Consider the following 16,463-nt stretch of genomic DNA (forward strand, 5'->3'; position numbering starts at 1 on the left):
TTGTTCACACTTAGTAAATAGTATTTGCTGATGCGGGTAGGTAAAAAAGACGCGCCATACCTGTAGAATTACAGTAATTGGTTATCTTTGAATCAGCAATTGATCATTTCAATGAAATACCGATGGCCAAATTGATATTTCTACATTGATTGATCGATCCCGCGATGAATGGGTTGACCCTTGGTTAATCCATTCTTTTTTTATGTACCTGTCATTCCTCCATTATTGCTTTCTATTTTATTGTTATATAATTGTTCTACTTGTATCGTTTTAGAATAATCAAGAATATCCACCAAATGCCCACGCATCTCGCTCCCAACAGCCTCTCTATCTTGATTCTTTATAGCTTCTAGTATTCGTTCGTGCTGTTCTACCGCCTTATTAGACCTTCCGTCTCCACACACATCATGTTGCTTAAAATAGGATAGAATATCTGGCGTGATAATCAGCATCAATGATTTAAGTACTGAGTTCTTGCTTGCTTCAGCGATTTTTAGATGGAACATCAAATCTTCTTCTACTGCATGATCTGCCTGTTCTATTTTAGCTCTGTGAGCAAATAGTGCCTTTTCTATTTCCTTGATGTCATTACCTGTCCTGCGCTCAGCCGCTAGCACTGCACTGTTCACCTCAAGAATTACTCTGGTTTCCACCAAAGAGTTAAAATCATTTCCTTCTAATTTCAAAACATCAGAAATCAGACCTTCTAAGGCCGTAATGCCCATACCTGCCACAACGGTACCGCTCTGAGGAAGTGTTTTTAGAATCCCATAGAATTCTAGTTTTTTGATCGCATCACGTAAGTGTGTTCTACCAACACCCAGAACGTCACAAAGTTTTCTTTCTGAAGGAAGTTTGTCCCCCGGTTTCAATTGTCCTGAAGTGATGAGTTGCTTGATTTGGTTGATGATTTTATCAACTGGTGTTTCAATAACTATCTGACTAAAGTTCTTAAGCAATTCCATTGTTCTATATTCAAATCATTGTTGATTGGTCGACCAATTTATATTAAATATTTTTAAATACAAAATAATACATAAAAAATCCTGCCATTCCGCAGTGAAATGATCATCCCAAAAAAGCCACTTAAACATACTCTATTTGCTAAATAAGCAGTTTTTATCTCCTAATTCAACATAGCAATGAACAAAAATTAGAAATTAAAACCCTGCAAAAGTAGATGACAAAATCATTGATCAACCAGTTCCATTTTCCATTTCCAGTTGGTTGAATAGTATTAAATCGCCTTATTCGTAATTGGTTTACCAGTTAGTAATCAACTACTGACAACCAATTGATACATTTATTCACTAACTAAAACAAAATGAAAAACACAATTAAAACGCTAAGAAAAGGGGTGCTGGCTTCTTTTCTGGCTTTGTCTGGTATTTGGGTCAGCAGCTGTCAAGAGGAAGAGCTGAAAATTGATTCGAATGAAATTCAAAACGTAAAAATGGCTGCTGGTGACAATGTCAATTTATCAAATCCAGGATTTGAAAGTAGCTGGTCCGGCTGGGATGACACTGACCCATCTGCACTATCAAGTGATTCCCATTCAGGTTCCAAATCAGCAAAAATTACTGGCTCATCTGGCAAGTTTGAACAATCTGTATCTGTTTCGGCTCATACCAACTATACACTTTCAGCTTATATTCTGGAACATGGTACCATTGGTGTACAAGTGGGAAGCAGTGATTTTAATGATGGTGGTGACTACAACGATTGGACACAAGTAACCCTATCGTTCAATTCAGGAAGTAGTACAAGTGTCACCATCTATGGCAAGTACAATGGAGGAACTGGTAGATTTGATGACTTCGTACTTACTGAAGGCAGTGGATCAGGCGGATCTGGAGGTACTAATGGAAAACTTAGTATTTCGTCTGTATCGGCCAGTACAAATGATGGCAATGTACCTGCCAATACCCTAGATGGTAATTTAGGCACACGATGGTCTGCCAATGGTTCTGGACAGTACATCACTTATGATCTCGGAAGCAGTAAAAGTATAAGCAGCATGAAAATTACCTGGTACAAAGGTGACCAACGCAACTCCTATTTTAAAATCAGAGCTGGAGCATCTACTTCTACCTTATCAGATGTGTACAACGCACAAAGTTCAGGTAGCAGTGGAAACACGACGAGCCTGGAGACTTATGATTTTGATGCCATAAATGCTAGGTACGTTCGAATTACAGGTTTCGGAAACTCCAGCAATAGCTGGAATAGTGTGACAGAAGCTGAAATTTGGGGAACCACTGGTGGCAGTGGTGGAGACATCACACCTCCTGGGTCTGTCTCTGGTCTTAGCGCAACAACAGGCAATGGTCAAGTAAGTTTGTCTTGGACGAATCCTTCTGATTCAGATTTTGATCATGTTTCCATTTCTTATAATGGCGGTAGTACTACGAGTACATCAGGTAGTAAGACCATTACAGGATTGACCAATGGGACTTCATACACCTTCACAGTGGTGGCCTATGATAATTCTGGCAATGCGTCTTCAAGTAAGTCTGTGAGTGCTACACCACAGGGTTCAGGCGGCGGGTCTGCTGACGTTCCTTCAGACCTGATGGCCAATTGCAATCAATGGAAGATCACTTATCCTGACGGCAGTGAAGACAAAACGCTTTGTGGCGAAGACAACAATGAATTCTATTTTGTCAGTGCCAATCAAGATGCTATCGTATTTAGAGTGCCAATCAGAAGCAATAATGGTTCAACCCCTAATTCCGACTATATCAGGTCTGAACTTAGAGAAAGAAAAGAAGATGGTAGCGCTGATATCTACTGGACTACTACTGGCCAGCATGTGGTTTACTCAAAGCAGGCCATCACGCACCTTCCGATCAACAAGGATCATCTGGTAGCGACTCAAATTCACGGCAACAAATCTGATGGGATTGATGATGCCATGGTCTTGAGACTAGAAGGCTCACATCTTTTCTTAAGTTTCAATGGTGGTCAATTGAGAAGCGACCTTACCATTAAAACCAATTATACACTGGGAACACAGCATGAAGTAATTTTTGAAATTATTAATGGAAAGCACTACTGCTACTATAGCGAAGATGGCAATTTGGCCAATGCCTACAACAGTGGCAACGCTTCGAGTTATCTAGTAAAAGATGGAGGCAATGACTACGTGATGGACATTGACTATGACGAAACCTATTTCAAAATAGGCAACTACACGCAAAGTAATCCTGATAGAGAAGGAAGTGATACGGACGATCCCGACAACTATGGTGAGGTCTATGTTTATGACTTTTGGGTATCACACAACTAAGGTTTTTTTTTGAAATTCAGTTGATAAATTACAAAAAGCTGCCATCTAAGATGGCAGCTTTCATTTCTTTCCCCTATTGAATCTATTTACAATCTGATCAATTATCTGCGAAAGCCACATTTTCCTTGGTCAAAATATCCAGTGGCATATACTGTACCTCACTTACTTCGGCATTTAATATCAGATGCCTGTACAATGCCTGAATACTTAGAGCACCTTGTGTTTTTGGATTTTGATGAATAATAAATTCAATACGGCCATTTTTCAACCCTTCTAAGTTTTTTGATACCAAATCATAACCGATTAGTCGATATGATCTGGCTGACCATACGGCAGCCGCTTGTTTGGCTACCTGATGGGATCTTGAATTTGGAACAAAAATCAATGCTTGCTTTTCATTGACTGATTCCAACCATTCCTTGAGTGCTGCTTCGTCCAGACCAATTTCGACCTCTTTGATTTGAGAGTCATCTAAGCCGGTTTCTTTATAATACTTTCTAAACCCTTCAATACGCTCATCAATTGTCTTATTGATACTGTCATAATCGCGGAACTTGATGATCAGGGATTGGCAATCTTGCGGATGACCAATATTGAGCAATTTGGCTGCGAGATATCCACTTTGTACTGAGTCCTGCCCAATAAATGCTAAAGGTTTAGCACTTTCCAGATTTGAATCTACAAATACATAAGGAATTTTTGCACTATCAAGTTGCGCACAGATGGCTGTAGCTTCTTTTTCCAAAAGTGGTGCCATCACCACTGCATCAGGAGCTGATTGCAGCGCGAGTTCAGACTGAGTAACAAATGAATCCTGATTCTGTCTGTCAAACGTATAGAAATCTAGTTGCACGCCAAGTGAGACATATTCTGCAGCTGCAGCCTCTATGCCTGTGCGCTGAGTCTTCCAATACTCATTATCCTGAGGAAGGATGATAGCAAAACGATGCGTTTTGTTCAACTTCAAATTTCTCGCAAATACGTTAGTGGAATAATTTCCCTCCTTTGCAATTTGTTTGACCAGTTTTTTGGTTTTCTCTGCTACCTCTCCCCTGTTATGTAAGACTCTGTCCACCGTACCTACAGATACTCCTGCCTTTTTAGCTATTTCCTTAATCGTAATTCTTTTCATCCGAAGCCAATATTAAAAAAAATCGTTGATTGATTTTGTAATTAGCAGCAATATACTACATTTGTATTCATCGTTAACGAACACGGAACAAAAATCCTTCAATTGAGGGATTTATTTTTCAAAGATTCCGTTAACGAACACGGTAAAAGCAAAACATTAAAATATTATGAAAAAGGTAGTAACATTCGGAGAGATCATGCTGAGATTGGCTCCACAGGGATTTTTAAGATTTTCTCAAGCCAACAACTTCGATGTAGTATATGGAGGGGGTGAGTCCAACGTGGCCGTATCACTAGCCAACTATGGCGTAGACGTAGATTTCGTAACCCGACTACCAAAGAATGACATTGGCGAATGTGCCTTGATGGAAATGAGAAAAAGAGGTGTAAATACCAACAACATCATTTTTGGTGGCGATAGATTAGGCATCTACTTTTTGGAGACTGGTGCTGTGAGCAGAGGATCTAAAGTAGTGTATGACAGAGCACACTCTGCCATGTGTGAAATCGAGCCAGGCATGGTGGATTGGAAAGAGGTATTCAAAGATGCTGGATTCTTCCACTGGACAGGTATCACTCCTGCCATCTCTCAAAGTGCAGCTGACGCTTGCCTGGAAGCAGTGAAAATCGCTTCTGAAATGGGCGTGACTGTTTCTACTGACCTAAACTACAGGGCCAAACTTTGGACATACTGTGATGCCAAGAAAAGAGAAGAAATCATGACTGAGCTGACTTCTTACTGCGACATTGTCTTGGGTAATGAGGAAGACGCTGAAATGCATTTTGGCATTAAGCCTGAAGGTATCAGTGTACAAACTGAAGGTCATAATGTAAAAGGAGAAGCTTTCTTGTCTGTGTGCAAGCAGATGATGAAGAAATTCCCAAAAGCTAAGAAAGTAATCACCACGTTGAGAGGAAGTATTTCTGCTTCTCACAACACTTGGGCTGGTGTATTGTACGATGGTAACAAGCTCTTCGAAACACGCCAATATCAAATCACTGACATCGTGGATCGTGTAGGCGGAGGAGATTCGTTCATGGGAGGATTGATCTATGGATTGTTAAAATTTCCAGAAGACGATCAGCATGCACTTGATTTCGCAGTAGCGGCTTCTTGTCTAAAGCATACTATTAAAGGGGATGCTAATCTGGTAACGGTAGCAGAGGTAGAAAAACTGATGGGCGGAGACGCATCAGGTAGAGTAGCCAGATAGTACGATTCAGAAGAACGGGCGGTCTGTATTTTTTTCTAGAATATTTAAACCGGGATCGCCCTTCTTTTTACCCCACATCCAAAACTAAAATAACACAATGTCCAAACCATCCATAGCAATTATTTGCGGAGGAGGCCCAGCACCGGGTATCAATACTGTGGTGAGCACCGTAGCCAAAACTTTTTTGAAGGACGGCTATCGTGTAATAGGTGTACATGGGGGCTATCAGGGCATTTTATCTGACAGCCCTCAAATCACAGATTTCGATTTTGCGTATGCAGATCGAATCTTCAGTAGAGGTGGGTCTTCTTTGGTCATGAGCAGGTTCAAACCCAAAGATTCTGATTTCAACACCAAGTTTTTTACAGATTACAATGTAAAACTTTTGGTGACCATTGGCGGAGATGATACTGCCAGCACTGCCAACCGATTAGCCAAATTTTTAAAGAAAAGTGAATTGGACGTGAAAAATATTCACGTGCCCAAAACAATAGATAATGACTTACCTCTACCCGACCGAAATCCAACTTTCGGATTTCATTCGGCCAAGGACGAAGGCGTAAAGATCGGCAATACGATCTACGAAGACGCCATCACAAGTCAAAACTGGTTTATCATGTCAGCCATGGGAAGGTCGGCAGGACATCTGGCTTTCGGGATCGCCTCGGCCTGTCACTTTCCCATGTTGATTATTCCAGAGATGTTCAACAAGACCAAAGTCACGCTAGACAAAGTGGTCAATTTGATCATTTCTTCTATGCTCAAGCGAAAGCTTGAAGGTATTAACTATGGAGTAGCCCTAGTGAGTGAGGGGGTTTTTCATGTGATAGATGAGCAAGAGCTGAAGGACTCAGGTATTCTATTCACCTATGACGCGCACGGTCATCCAGAGTTGGGTAATGTGAGTAAATCCAATATTTTTAATGTATTGGTACAAGAAAAACTAAAGAAGTTAGACATTCAAATCAAAAGTCGACCAGTCGAGTTGGGTTATGAATTGAGATGCTGTAGACCGATTGGCTATGATTTGACCCTTTGTACCCTTTTGGGCACAGGTGTGAAAAAGCTATTTGATGAAGGAACCAGTGGTTGTATCGTCACCACCAATTCGAGAGGAGATATCAAACCTATGTTCTTGTCAGAGTTTGAAAATAGTGATGGTGTCATTCCCCCGCGTCTTGTAGATACTGATGCAGAGATATACAAACTGAGTTTGCACAATTTGCATTTTATAGAAAAAACTGACTTGGCGAAAGCTGGGAAGCTGGTAGCCAACCCTGAAACATACGAATTCAATACGATATTAAACTGGAATTAAAATTATGGCACGATTTACAAGAATAGAAGTAGCGCAGCAGATGGGGGCCACAGGTATGGTGCCTGTGTTTTATCACAAAGACATTGAAATCTGCAAGAAAATAGTGAAAGCCTGCTACGAAGGCGGCGTGAGAGTTTTCGAATTTGTAAACAGAGGCGATTTCGCTCATGAAGTTTTCAACGAACTCAACAAATGGGCAGCAAAAGAAACACCTGAGATGATCTTGGGTATTGGATCTGTGGTAGATGCTGGTACTACTTCCCTATATATCCAGAACGGAGCCAACTTCGTGGTCTCTCCTATTTTGAACGCTGATATGGCGAAGGTATGTAACCGCAGAAAAATTGCCTGGTCTCCAGGATGTGGTTCATTGACGGAGATTTCTTACGCAGAAGAATTAGGCGCTGAAGTGGTGAAAATCTTTCCTGGTTCTCAGGTGGGTGGTCCATCATTCGTAGCTGCTGTAAAAGGTCCATTCCCATGGAGCAGTATCATGCCTACTGGTGGTGTAGAGCCTACTGAAGACAACCTGAAAGGATGGATCAATGCTGGCGTGCACTGTGTAGGCATGGGATCAAAACTATTCGTGAAAAACTCTGAAGGAGAATATGACTACGCTGGATTGACTGCTAAAGTAAAAGCGACTTTGGCTTTGATTCAGAAACTAAGGAAATAATATCCGCCTAATTGGCGGACGAAGGAAAAACGATTAGTGTGTTTATTACGATATAGTCCATTGCCCGATGGATTATGCATCAATGAAAAGGCCTTTGAGAGAGGGCCTTTTCTTTTTCATATAAACCCGATAGGTTTTAAAAACCTATCGGGTTTAGTAATTAGTATATCCTTTTTATAAGTCAGTCGTTATTAGCATTTTTGAGCAAGCATTTGAAACTAGAAACAGAGTGATCAGAATAGAAAAGGGAGAACGGTACTGGAACATAGGTTTTGCATTATTTTCCATCTTGTTTGTCGGTTTCTTATTCGATTTCGATTATCTGTCTAAGATTGCCCCTCCTTTAGAATTTTTCTCTATCATCACCAATCCCCTATCCGCCATTTTCTATCTAGGTGCTTCTTTGATTGCCTTTAGGCATAGCTACATGCTCATGAGGTTCGTGGCGAAAAAAGCATCTCAGCTCACCTTACCATTCATATTTATTTTTGCGCTAGTTTCTATTGTCTGCATGATACTGATCTACCTGAGTTTCGGATATGACGCTTCCTCACTGACATACCCATTCGAATGGTACGTGATGGTAGGTATGGAATTTGTCGTGTTATTCTGGCTGTTGATGATCGAAATCCAACTGATTCAAAACATAAAAAAAGGCTCAAAATAGCTCTCTAAAGCAAATGTCAGGTAAATGACGGGTCTAATTCTATTCAATAATTTGAATATCTAATGCCATCCGCATAGTCTTGTAGTCTAAACATCGCTTATATGGCTACATTGAAACAACCTCAGTTAGGTCAAACCATTCTGAACCTCAGACAAGAGAAGAAAATCACGCAAGAAGAATTGGTCGATAGATGCAATGTCAGTGTGAGAACATTGCAGAGAATCGAAGCGGGGGAAGTAACTCCAAGAGAAAGTACATTGAAAATCCTCCTTGAGGCATTGGGCTATAAGCATATTGAAGTAGAGCAATCTATCACTATCAAAAAGAATAAAGAAATTCTGCTTTATGCCTTGATTGGAGGATGTGTCTACTTTGGATTAGGCTTTTTGGAAACATTAGCAGATGCTGCAAGGTTCGAATCAGATTTGCCAAAATACTTCCCACTGGTTTATACTATAATTAAACTTATGGCCCTGACAGGTTATTTCTTTATGATGTACGGTTTTGCCACAATGCATTCCATTTACCAAGTATCCTTACTCAAGATTTCTGCTTATTTAATGTTTGTGGCTTTTGCCATTGTTGAGATCTACGATGTCATTTCTATTTTCTCAACTATGAATGCTGAAGAGTTTATGCTCGTCAAAGGTATAGAAGCAGTAACCTTTGGTGGAGCTGATATTATTTTCGGTATAGCACTTTTCAAATTAGGGCATTCCATGGGGACTGTGGCTAAAGTCGCTGGCATTCTTGAAATACTCGTAGGCATGCTTTTCATGTCCTTCCTTTTGGCATTTATGGGTCTATTTCTATTGATCCCTGCTACACTTCTCGAACTGGTTCTTCTTTACAAAATGCATGAAAGTGAGTCAAATAAATTGATCTCTAGTACTCCAAAAGCAATTTAAGATGAAGACCACATGCTACATTTTGTGTCCATTAATTTTGGTACTTATTTTCCTCTTTTCTTATGAGCCACCTATTCCAAAAAACTATGGAAAGCTAGACTTAGATTTATATTTACCTAATATTCAAGCTCAAGCCTTGATCGTAGGTTTTGGTGGAGCAGAAGGAGGTGGTTCATGGACCTCAGATCAATGGGCAGCGACACGCCAACGATTTTTAGATGAAGGTTATGCCTTTTTATCCATAGGGTATTTTGGGACTGAAACAACCTCAGCAGAATTAGATAGAATTTCGCTCAACGCTATTCATGATTCTGTACAATCTGTGGTTAGCAGAAACAACATTAAAAACGTAGCCCTGATAGGAGGATCTAAAGGTGGGGAACTAGTCTTGAATCTAACCAGTCAACATGCCGAATTTTCCTCAGCTATTGCATTGGTTCCATCACATGTTTCGTTTCCAGCTCATACGCCTTGGATGAACACTTCATCTTGGTCATTGAATGATAAGGAATTGACTTTTGTACCAGCCTCATTTACTTCTCTTGTTCCATTGCTCAAAGGGCTACTTGGCGAAGCTTTTAAAGTGATGCTGAAAGACAAAAAAACCGTTAAATCTGCTCTTATTCCTGTCGAAAAAATCGAAGGCAGTATCTTGCTTTTATCCGCTGAAAATGACGAACAATGGCCTTCAACCTATATGTGCGCTCAAATCATGAACAGATTAAATGACAATGCATTTCAATTCGAATATGAACATATTATTGTGCCGGGCGATCACAGTGCACCACTTCAAAGATTTGATGTCATTTTCAAATTTCTAAATCAGCAATTCAAATCTGGCCCTACTCATACTTCAGTGTCTTCACTGGATTAATCGTGGCGGCTTTGAGCGAATGTGCACCTACGGTAATCATAGCTACCAAAAAAGTAGCCAATCCCGCTACCGCAAAAGGCCACAGCATCAGGTCAATACGATAAGCAAAACTTGCCAGCCACCAATCAATCATCAGATAGGCCATAGGAGTCGCGATCACAAATGACAGGCCGACCAGTAGCATAAAATCCTTTGAGAGCAGCAGTACAATTTCCTTGGTTTGAATGCCTAATACCTTACGAATACCAATCTCTTTGGTGCGCTGCTCCATAGTAAAGGTAGCCAATCCAAACAGCCCCAAACAGGCAACTAAAATGGCTAAACCAGAAAACACAGTAGTAATCATACTCAACTTGGTTTCAGCTTTATAGGACTCATTCAGACGGTCTTCCAAAAAGAAATACTCAAAAGGCCTACTTGGAATAAATTTCTGCCAGTTAGATGCTACAATGGCTATTGACTCCTGCAAATTGTCCGCATCTACTTTTATAGCCATATATTTCATAAAGAGGTTGAAGGTGAATGGCTGAGCCCAGAGATCTAAAGCTATGGGAGACATGGGATGATGTTTGGAAGTGAAGTTGAAGTCATTCACGACTCCAATAATTTTTCCTTTTCTTCCACCCATCAATTCAACCCCTTTTCCTATTGCCGATTCTGGTGTTCCATAGCCCAGTTGCTTTATCATGGTATGATTGACCACTAGCGCTAGACTATCATCTGTGACATGTGATTGGTCGTATGTTCGCCCCGCGAGCAAAGGGATATCAAATGTTTTCAAAAAATCGTGTCTCATAAAAAGGCGTGGATAAGGCTTCGATTTTTCCACACCTTCAAAAGTGTAATTCATCACCTGATGCTTAGCTCCAAGTACTTCCTCCAGAGCTGTAACTGATTTGATCGAGGCATTGGAGAGCATTTCACTTTTCATACTTTCATAATGACTGGCTATGGGTGTGCCAATGACGGGCACCATGATCACAGCCTGTTTGTTGAAACCCAAATCATCATCTTGCAAAAATTGTAATTGCTTGATGGCTATAATCGTTCCTACAATAAGGATCATGGATATAGAAAACTGAAGAATGACCAACACCTTTCTGAAATTCATCCCATGGTTATTGAGTTTGCCGCCTTTGATCACTTCAGTAGTTTTGAAAGAAGAAAGCACAAAGGCAGGATAAAACCCTGCAACTAGCCCAACAAACAAGGTAAGCCCTGCTACAGCCGAGAGGTAGACTGGTGACCAAAAAGTCATCAAAGTGATTGATTTTTCTGTCAGCGTATTGAAACTAGACAATATGAAAACAATACCCATCACGGCTATGATCAATGCCAGAATAGTCTGTAGAATGGATTCGAATATAAACTGATAAATCAGCTGCTTTTTCAGACTTCCCAAAGCTTTTCTTATTCCCACTTCTTTGGCCCGTTTTGTGGCACGTGCTGTAGACAGATTGATGAAGTTGATAACTGCAATAAGTAGCACAAAAACTGCCACAGCCGAAAAGACATAGATATTACTTTCATTGCTGTTGGCCTGTATCTCATAATCGAGCTTAGACTTTAGGTGAATATCAGTAAGTGGCTGCAACTCCATGGTGATATCGTCCCTGATACCCTCTTGAAAGTACTTCTGTACGAAATCAGGCAACATGTCTGTCAAAGTCATAGGATCTGTGTTTTCGTTCAGAACTAAATATGTCCAGCAGGGATTCCAATACCAACCGTTCAATGTGAAATTTTGATTCCTTTCTTGATAATACGCTCGCAAAGTTGAGAAAGAGACTAGAAAATCAAATTGAAAATGGGCGTTGTGAGGGGCATCCGCCAAAATGCCTTTGACCACCAAGTTTCGCTCTCCCTGAAATTCAATATTTTGACCCAATGGGTTCTCATCACTAAAATACTTCTTAGCCATGGATGCTGTGATCAGAATAGCATTTGGCTCATCCAGAGCAGTATTCTTATCCCCCACCATCATTTCAAAATCAAAGACATCAAAAAATGTGGAATCCACAAAAAAGACATTAGGTTCATTGAAATTTCTATCCAATTTACGATTGGCCAAAGCCAAAAAAGGAGATTGAAAATCGAATAATCTGGTCATATGATCTATTTGACCAGGGTAATCATTGATCAGTGCTGGCCCTACAGGAAAGGGCTGACTGGCTGAATGCTCTCCTACACCATCACTCTCGAAGTGCTCCAATATTCGATAGGTTCGATCAGCTTTGGAGTGAAAACGATCATAGCCCAGCTCGTCATGTATGTAGAGAAATATCAATAGAAAGCAAGCGACTCCAATCGCCAAGCCAGCCGTATTGATCAGGCTATACACACGCTGACGCATGAAATTTCGATAGGCTATTTTGAGAAAATTTTTAAACATGGCTATGGTGTTGTTATGTGTTATTAAGTTTCTTTTGAGCAAAAAGGGCCTAAGCAAATCCATGGCATCAAACCATACAAAGAGTTTGGCATGCAGCTTCCCTTTCTTGTTATATCTATCTGCATAGAGTTCGTATAGGTCTCCTTTGAGCATTTCTACATGCTCCTCCCGACAAAAAAAGTCGAGTAGTCTGACGACCCATTTGGGAGGAACTAGCTCATCCATACCAAAGACAATCCCCTGAAAGAAAAGCCAGGCATGGCCTGATACAAACCTGTTCTCAAGTCGTGCGCCTCCCTAGCTGCAGCACGACCAGCTGAGGTGATTGTATAAAAACGCTTCCTTCTGCCTCCTCTTGCTTTGGTGGCACCCCCCTCCTTAGAATTGATAAATCCTTTTTCAGACAGTCGATTGAGTGCCGAATGCAAAGCCCCAATGCTCGGGTTCCTTCCTGTTCTTTCTTTCAATTCCTCTTTGATTGATATGCTGTATGCATTTTCATTTAATACACCTATGACTAAAAGTACGAGTTCTTCAAATTCTCCAAGATAGGTTCCTTTCATAATACTGTATATTTTTAGCTCTCTCTGAGTCACTTAAAAGAGACAGAGAAATAAGTTCAAAAATCATCAAGGTTATGTCTAGACTTGACTCTGATGGAAACTGGTTCCATTTACAATATGATTTAATCTACAATTAGGATTCTAATACGCTAAGAACTATGATTAGTTTCCTATTTGCAAATGAAATAATCTCGCGTAAGACAAACAGCGAATTGCGCCTACTATACTACAATTACTTATTGGGGAATGTTAGCGTAAATGTGGTGCCTTCGCCAAGTTTACTCGACACCTCTATAGTCCCGTCATTAAGCGCCACAAATTCGCTCACAAGGACAAGACCCAGACCAGTACCTTTTTCATTGTTGGTACCATAGGTAGAGTGCGTGAGTTCGAATATTTCTTCTAGTTTATCATCAGAGATTCCCACACCATTATCAGAGATAGTGATAGTCGTCTTCTGGTGATCACAGCCATATCCAACCTCAATTTTAGAGCCTTCATTAGAAAATTTAATAGCATTATTGATCAAATTTCGAAGCACAGTGGAAAGCGAATTTCTATCCGCATGAATCAAGCAACCAGACGAACCTGATAGCTCCAAGGTAATTTTTTTAGATTTTGCAGATTCCCTTAGAATTGAAATAATTTCCTTTAAGAAAAAATCGACTTTGATCAACTCTGGGTCAACTTTGAAATTGCCAGATTGGTTCAGTGCCCAAGTCAACAAATTGTCCAAAAGGTGTCTCAACCTTTTTACTGAGTCAGCCATGTGCTCGACCATTTCATCTACCATTTCAGTTTGCTGCTCAGCCTGATAATGATGAATCAGATCCGTCAATCCCTGTAGCGAATTCAAGGGACTTCGCAGGTCGTGTCCTATTATAGAAAATAGTTGATTTTTGGTGTCATTGGCATTTTGTAGTACGAGCCGTTGAGTTTCTAAGTCCTTTTTCTGAGCTTCCACTTCAGCAGTTCGTTTGGATACTATCCTTTCCAAATTCAATTTAGCTTGTTCCAAACTCGCCGTTCTGATTCTAAAAAGGATATAAATCAAAACCAGAATACTAGCAACATAGGCTATAATGGCATACCTCGAACGGTACCATGGTCTACTCACATAAAAGTGATAGGCATCCACTTTACTCAACTGGTTGATTGTATTCTTGGCCCTGACATGAAAAATATATTCACCAGCAGCTAGTCCAGTATAATCTTTTTTCGACTCCCTAGACCAGTCAGACCACTCATTATCTCTACCTACTAGTCTATATTGAAAAACTTTCTCTTCACTGGCATTTACTTCATTAGTAAAAAAAGTAAATCTTATGTCTGTCTGATCATAAGGCAGCACAACAGGATCCACATCCGAACCGTTTTCGAAGATCACAGAATCCTTCCCCCATACCATTTTGCCCACATGACAGCGAAAATCACCTGTCTCAGCAATCGTTGGAATCTTCTGATCATATCTCACAGCACCCCCATCTCCTATAAACCATAGTACGCTATCCAAATCCGAAAAGGATGAAGTGACATGAAAATGTGAACCAAAAGCAATGCCTGTGGCAGTCATCTGACCTTCCTCCATCACTACCAATTCGTTATAATTGACCCGTTGCTCGTCTTGATAGCTGACCCACAGTGTTTCTTCTTTGGCAGAAACCACTTGTAGAATCTTAGCCGGCACGTTGGACAACGCCAAGGGACGTGGTTCAGAAAGTTTTCCTGTTTTATCTATATAATACCAAGCATCTCTTGCAACCACCAGAACTTTATCCCCACAGGGCACAATAGCCGCATTTCCTACCTGATACTCTTCTTCCAGTTTTAAATATTGCATGCCTTGCGTCATTCTATGAGAAACGATTCCTAGCGTACCATATTTGGATACAAACACAATCAAATCACCCAATTCCTCAATCTTTTTTATAGGCTCTGTAAATCCTTCAAGCTTGATTAATTTCAATGAGTTAGCCTCTTCATGATACATGCCCATGCCCACTTCCCCTATGCCAACATAAACTTTGGTTTCATCTTGAGACACCCTAGCATAGTGTAGGCGCTGATCATCCAAAAAACTGAATTTGTCATTGCTATAGGCAATCAAACCTCGCTGACAACCCACTATCATTTGGTCATCCATGATGCCCAAAGAATAAATCTCATAGAAGTCCTCAGAATTGAAAGGAACAAATTGCCCACCAAAATCTCCCCGCTCTAGCTTGAAAAGTCCTCTCAACGTCGTAGCATAGACATTACCTTGATACCTAATAATATCAGTTCCTACATCTATCAATCCCCTTCTTTGATCAAAGTACGACAAGGGTGAAAGTATCTTTACCTTACTGGTTCCAACGCCATTCGCAATCCAAAGATTGTTCGCATCAAACATGCCTACGAATAAATACTGGAAATCAATCAGTCCCGATTTTTCGTCAAGCATCTCCAATAGCTTTCCATTTTTGTCAATGATAGCCACACCTTTCGTATAGGCCGCAAAGGCATAATTCCCATCATGGGTTACACACCCATGATATATTTTGTATTTCTTAAAAAAATCGTCGGCTTCTGTTTCTAACACCTGTACTTCGCCATCTTTCATCAAGAAAAGCCCGTCATATCTACTTCCTATCAACAGCGCGTCTTCATAGGGCAGAAAAATGTTGACTTTAATATCAGCAAAGTACTCCCCTCCCTTTTTCATCTTCAGATGATCTCCATCCATATACATCAAGCCTACGCCTCGATTTCTGGTAAAAACGGTATCCCTTACGGTAAAGGCGATATCAAAGCCTTGATCCGATGGGTGAAAAACCTTGATTTTATTGTCTTTCCATTTGAAAATGTATTTTCTTGATCTGAATACTACCTCCTTGCTCGAACAGGCGATTTCCCATACAGCACCAAAGTCATGGAACTGTGGGTCTATATGATCCATCAAGGAAACATAGGCCAGCTTTCCGCTATCAGAAGATTTTAAATAACCAAACTCCCCATCAGACCCTACATATATAGTACCTTGATTGTCTTGTTGTACCCAATAAACTGACTTTTCCTTGGTGACTTTAATAAGGTTCCAATCCACGCCATTGTAAACCAGTACTCCATCGTCATTAGAGAAGTAATAGATGCCTAGTGAATCTCTTATTACATTAAAATTGAAACTGCCAGCCCGGTAATCTGAAGGGGCATAATAGTCTATAAATGGCAGACCTTTTTCACTGGACTGTGCCCAAATATTGAAAATGACAGTAGGTAGGAAGGCTAAACACAGTAATGCTGACTTTATCAAACTCATCAAGAGGTTTAGTTAAATTAAAGACAGGCGAAAAGGATTCTTAAATAAACTGAATATTATCAACTAAACCTAGTTGGAGAATTAATAAAATACACAATTACTATAAAATGGGTATATAGCGACATTTGAGGTT

Annotated in this window: 12 protein-coding genes; 7 read left to right on the forward strand and 5 right to left on the reverse strand. The window is 40.3% G+C overall.

Annotated features, from left to right (window positions below; genetic code table 11):
• Positions 1 to 200 precede the first annotated feature (200 nt).
• Positions 201 to 965 carry a FadR/GntR family transcriptional regulator gene (locus B9A58_RS04050; RefSeq protein WP_084371134.1) on the reverse strand — a complete coding sequence of 255 codons (765 nt, stop codon included), beginning with the start codon at positions 963 to 965 and terminating at the stop codon, positions 201 to 203.
• Between the two features lie 359 nt (positions 966 to 1,324).
• Here B9A58_RS04050 and B9A58_RS04055 point away from each other — a divergent pair, with 359 nt between their 5' ends.
• Positions 1,325 to 3,289 carry a polysaccharide lyase family 7 protein gene (locus B9A58_RS04055; protein ID WP_084371135.1) on the forward strand — a complete coding sequence of 655 codons (1,965 nt, stop codon included), beginning with the start codon at positions 1,325 to 1,327 and terminating at the stop codon, positions 3,287 to 3,289.
• Between the two features lie 97 nt (positions 3,290 to 3,386).
• Here the strand turns inward: B9A58_RS04055 and B9A58_RS04060 are convergent, their stop codons facing one another.
• On the reverse strand, positions 3,387 to 4,421 hold the full coding sequence (locus tag B9A58_RS04060) for a LacI family DNA-binding transcriptional regulator (RefSeq protein ID WP_084371136.1): 1,035 nt from the start codon (positions 4,419 to 4,421) through the stop codon (positions 3,387 to 3,389).
• A 166-nt stretch (positions 4,422 to 4,587) separates the two neighbouring features.
• Between B9A58_RS04060 and B9A58_RS04065 the strand changes: the two genes are divergently transcribed.
• From B9A58_RS04065 to B9A58_RS04090, 6 genes are all read left to right on the forward strand, one after another.
• The gene (locus B9A58_RS04065) at positions 4,588 to 5,634 is read left to right on the forward strand and encodes a sugar kinase (RefSeq protein ID WP_084371137.1); all 1,047 of its coding nucleotides are present in this window, start codon (positions 4,588 to 4,590) and stop codon (positions 5,632 to 5,634) included.
• Positions 5,635 to 5,731: 97 nt separating this feature from the next.
• A complete protein-coding gene (locus B9A58_RS04070; RefSeq protein WP_084371138.1) occupies positions 5,732 to 6,952 on the forward strand; it encodes a 6-phosphofructokinase in 1,221 nt (406 codons plus the stop codon).
• Positions 6,953 to 6,956: 4 nt separating this feature from the next.
• The gene (locus B9A58_RS04075; RefSeq protein ID WP_084371139.1) at positions 6,957 to 7,628 is read left to right on the forward strand and encodes a bifunctional 4-hydroxy-2-oxoglutarate aldolase/2-dehydro-3-deoxy-phosphogluconate aldolase; all 672 of its coding nucleotides are present in this window, start codon (positions 6,957 to 6,959) and stop codon (positions 7,626 to 7,628) included.
• 229 nt (positions 7,629 to 7,857) lie between these two features.
• Positions 7,858 to 8,295 carry a hypothetical protein gene (locus B9A58_RS04080; RefSeq protein WP_084371140.1) on the forward strand — a complete coding sequence of 146 codons (438 nt, stop codon included), beginning with the start codon at positions 7,858 to 7,860 and terminating at the stop codon, positions 8,293 to 8,295.
• Positions 8,296 to 8,396: 101 nt separating this feature from the next.
• Positions 8,397 to 9,203 carry a helix-turn-helix domain-containing protein gene (locus tag B9A58_RS04085; RefSeq protein ID WP_084371141.1) on the forward strand — a complete coding sequence of 269 codons (807 nt, stop codon included), beginning with the start codon at positions 8,397 to 8,399 and terminating at the stop codon, positions 9,201 to 9,203.
• Between the two features lies 1 nt (position 9,204).
• The gene (locus B9A58_RS04090) at positions 9,205 to 10,077 is read left to right on the forward strand and encodes an acyl-CoA thioester hydrolase/BAAT C-terminal domain-containing protein (protein ID WP_084371142.1); all 873 of its coding nucleotides are present in this window, start codon (positions 9,205 to 9,207) and stop codon (positions 10,075 to 10,077) included.
• On the opposite strand, the gene B9A58_RS04095 is transcribed toward B9A58_RS04090, so the two are convergent.
• The 3 genes from B9A58_RS04095 to B9A58_RS04105 all read right to left on the reverse strand — a co-directional run bounded on the left by B9A58_RS04095 (position 10,046) and on the right by B9A58_RS04105 (position 16,330).
• Positions 10,046 to 12,694 carry an ABC transporter permease gene (locus B9A58_RS04095; protein ID WP_084371143.1) on the reverse strand — a complete coding sequence of 883 codons (2,649 nt, stop codon included), beginning with the start codon at positions 12,692 to 12,694 and terminating at the stop codon, positions 10,046 to 10,048. The genes B9A58_RS04090 and B9A58_RS04095 overlap by 32 nt on opposite strands.
• Positions 12,682 to 13,032 carry a PadR family transcriptional regulator gene (locus B9A58_RS04100; protein WP_084371144.1) on the reverse strand — a complete coding sequence of 117 codons (351 nt, stop codon included), beginning with the start codon at positions 13,030 to 13,032 and terminating at the stop codon, positions 12,682 to 12,684. Before B9A58_RS04100 ends, B9A58_RS04095 begins: the two co-directional genes overlap by 13 nt.
• Positions 13,033 to 13,264: 232 nt before the next feature.
• Entirely contained in the window at positions 13,265 to 16,330 is a 3,066-nt protein-coding gene (locus B9A58_RS04105; protein WP_084371145.1) for an ATP-binding protein, read from the reverse strand.
• Positions 16,331 to 16,463 lie beyond the last annotated feature (133 nt).

The organism is Reichenbachiella faecimaris, assembly GCF_900176375.1.
GTDB classification, from domain to species: domain Bacteria; phylum Bacteroidota; class Bacteroidia; order Cytophagales; family Cyclobacteriaceae; genus Reichenbachiella; species Reichenbachiella faecimaris.

What these genes read in the sequence shown, in the direction of transcription:
- B9A58_RS04050 (WP_084371134.1), bottom strand. Translation starts at nt 965, where the DNA reads ATGGAATTGCTTAAGAACTTTAGTCAGATAGTTATTGAAACACCAGTT.
- B9A58_RS04055 (WP_084371135.1), top strand. Translation starts at nt 1,325, where the DNA reads ATGAAAAACACAATTAAAACGCTAAGAAAAGGGGTGCTGGCTTCTTTT.
- B9A58_RS04060 (WP_084371136.1), bottom strand. Translation starts at nt 4,421, where the DNA reads ATGAAAAGAATTACGATTAAGGAAATAGCTAAAAAGGCAGGAGTATCT.
- B9A58_RS04105 (WP_084371145.1), bottom strand. Translation starts at nt 16,330, where the DNA reads ATGAGTTTGATAAAGTCAGCATTACTGTGTTTAGCCTTCCTACCTACT.
- B9A58_RS04090 (WP_084371142.1), top strand. Translation starts at nt 9,205, where the DNA reads ATGAAGACCACATGCTACATTTTGTGTCCATTAATTTTGGTACTTATT.
- B9A58_RS04100 (WP_084371144.1), bottom strand. Translation starts at nt 13,032, where the DNA reads ATGAAAGGAACCTATCTTGGAGAATTTGAAGAACTCGTACTTTTAGTC.
- B9A58_RS04085 (WP_084371141.1), top strand. Translation starts at nt 8,397, where the DNA reads ATGGCTACATTGAAACAACCTCAGTTAGGTCAAACCATTCTGAACCTC.
- B9A58_RS04070 (WP_084371138.1), top strand. Translation starts at nt 5,732, where the DNA reads ATGTCCAAACCATCCATAGCAATTATTTGCGGAGGAGGCCCAGCACCG.
- B9A58_RS04095 (WP_084371143.1), bottom strand. Translation starts at nt 12,694, where the DNA reads ATGGATGAGCTAGTTCCTCCCAAATGGGTCGTCAGACTACTCGACTTT.
- B9A58_RS04065 (WP_084371137.1), top strand. Translation starts at nt 4,588, where the DNA reads ATGAAAAAGGTAGTAACATTCGGAGAGATCATGCTGAGATTGGCTCCA.
- B9A58_RS04075 (WP_084371139.1), top strand. Translation starts at nt 6,957, where the DNA reads ATGGCACGATTTACAAGAATAGAAGTAGCGCAGCAGATGGGGGCCACA.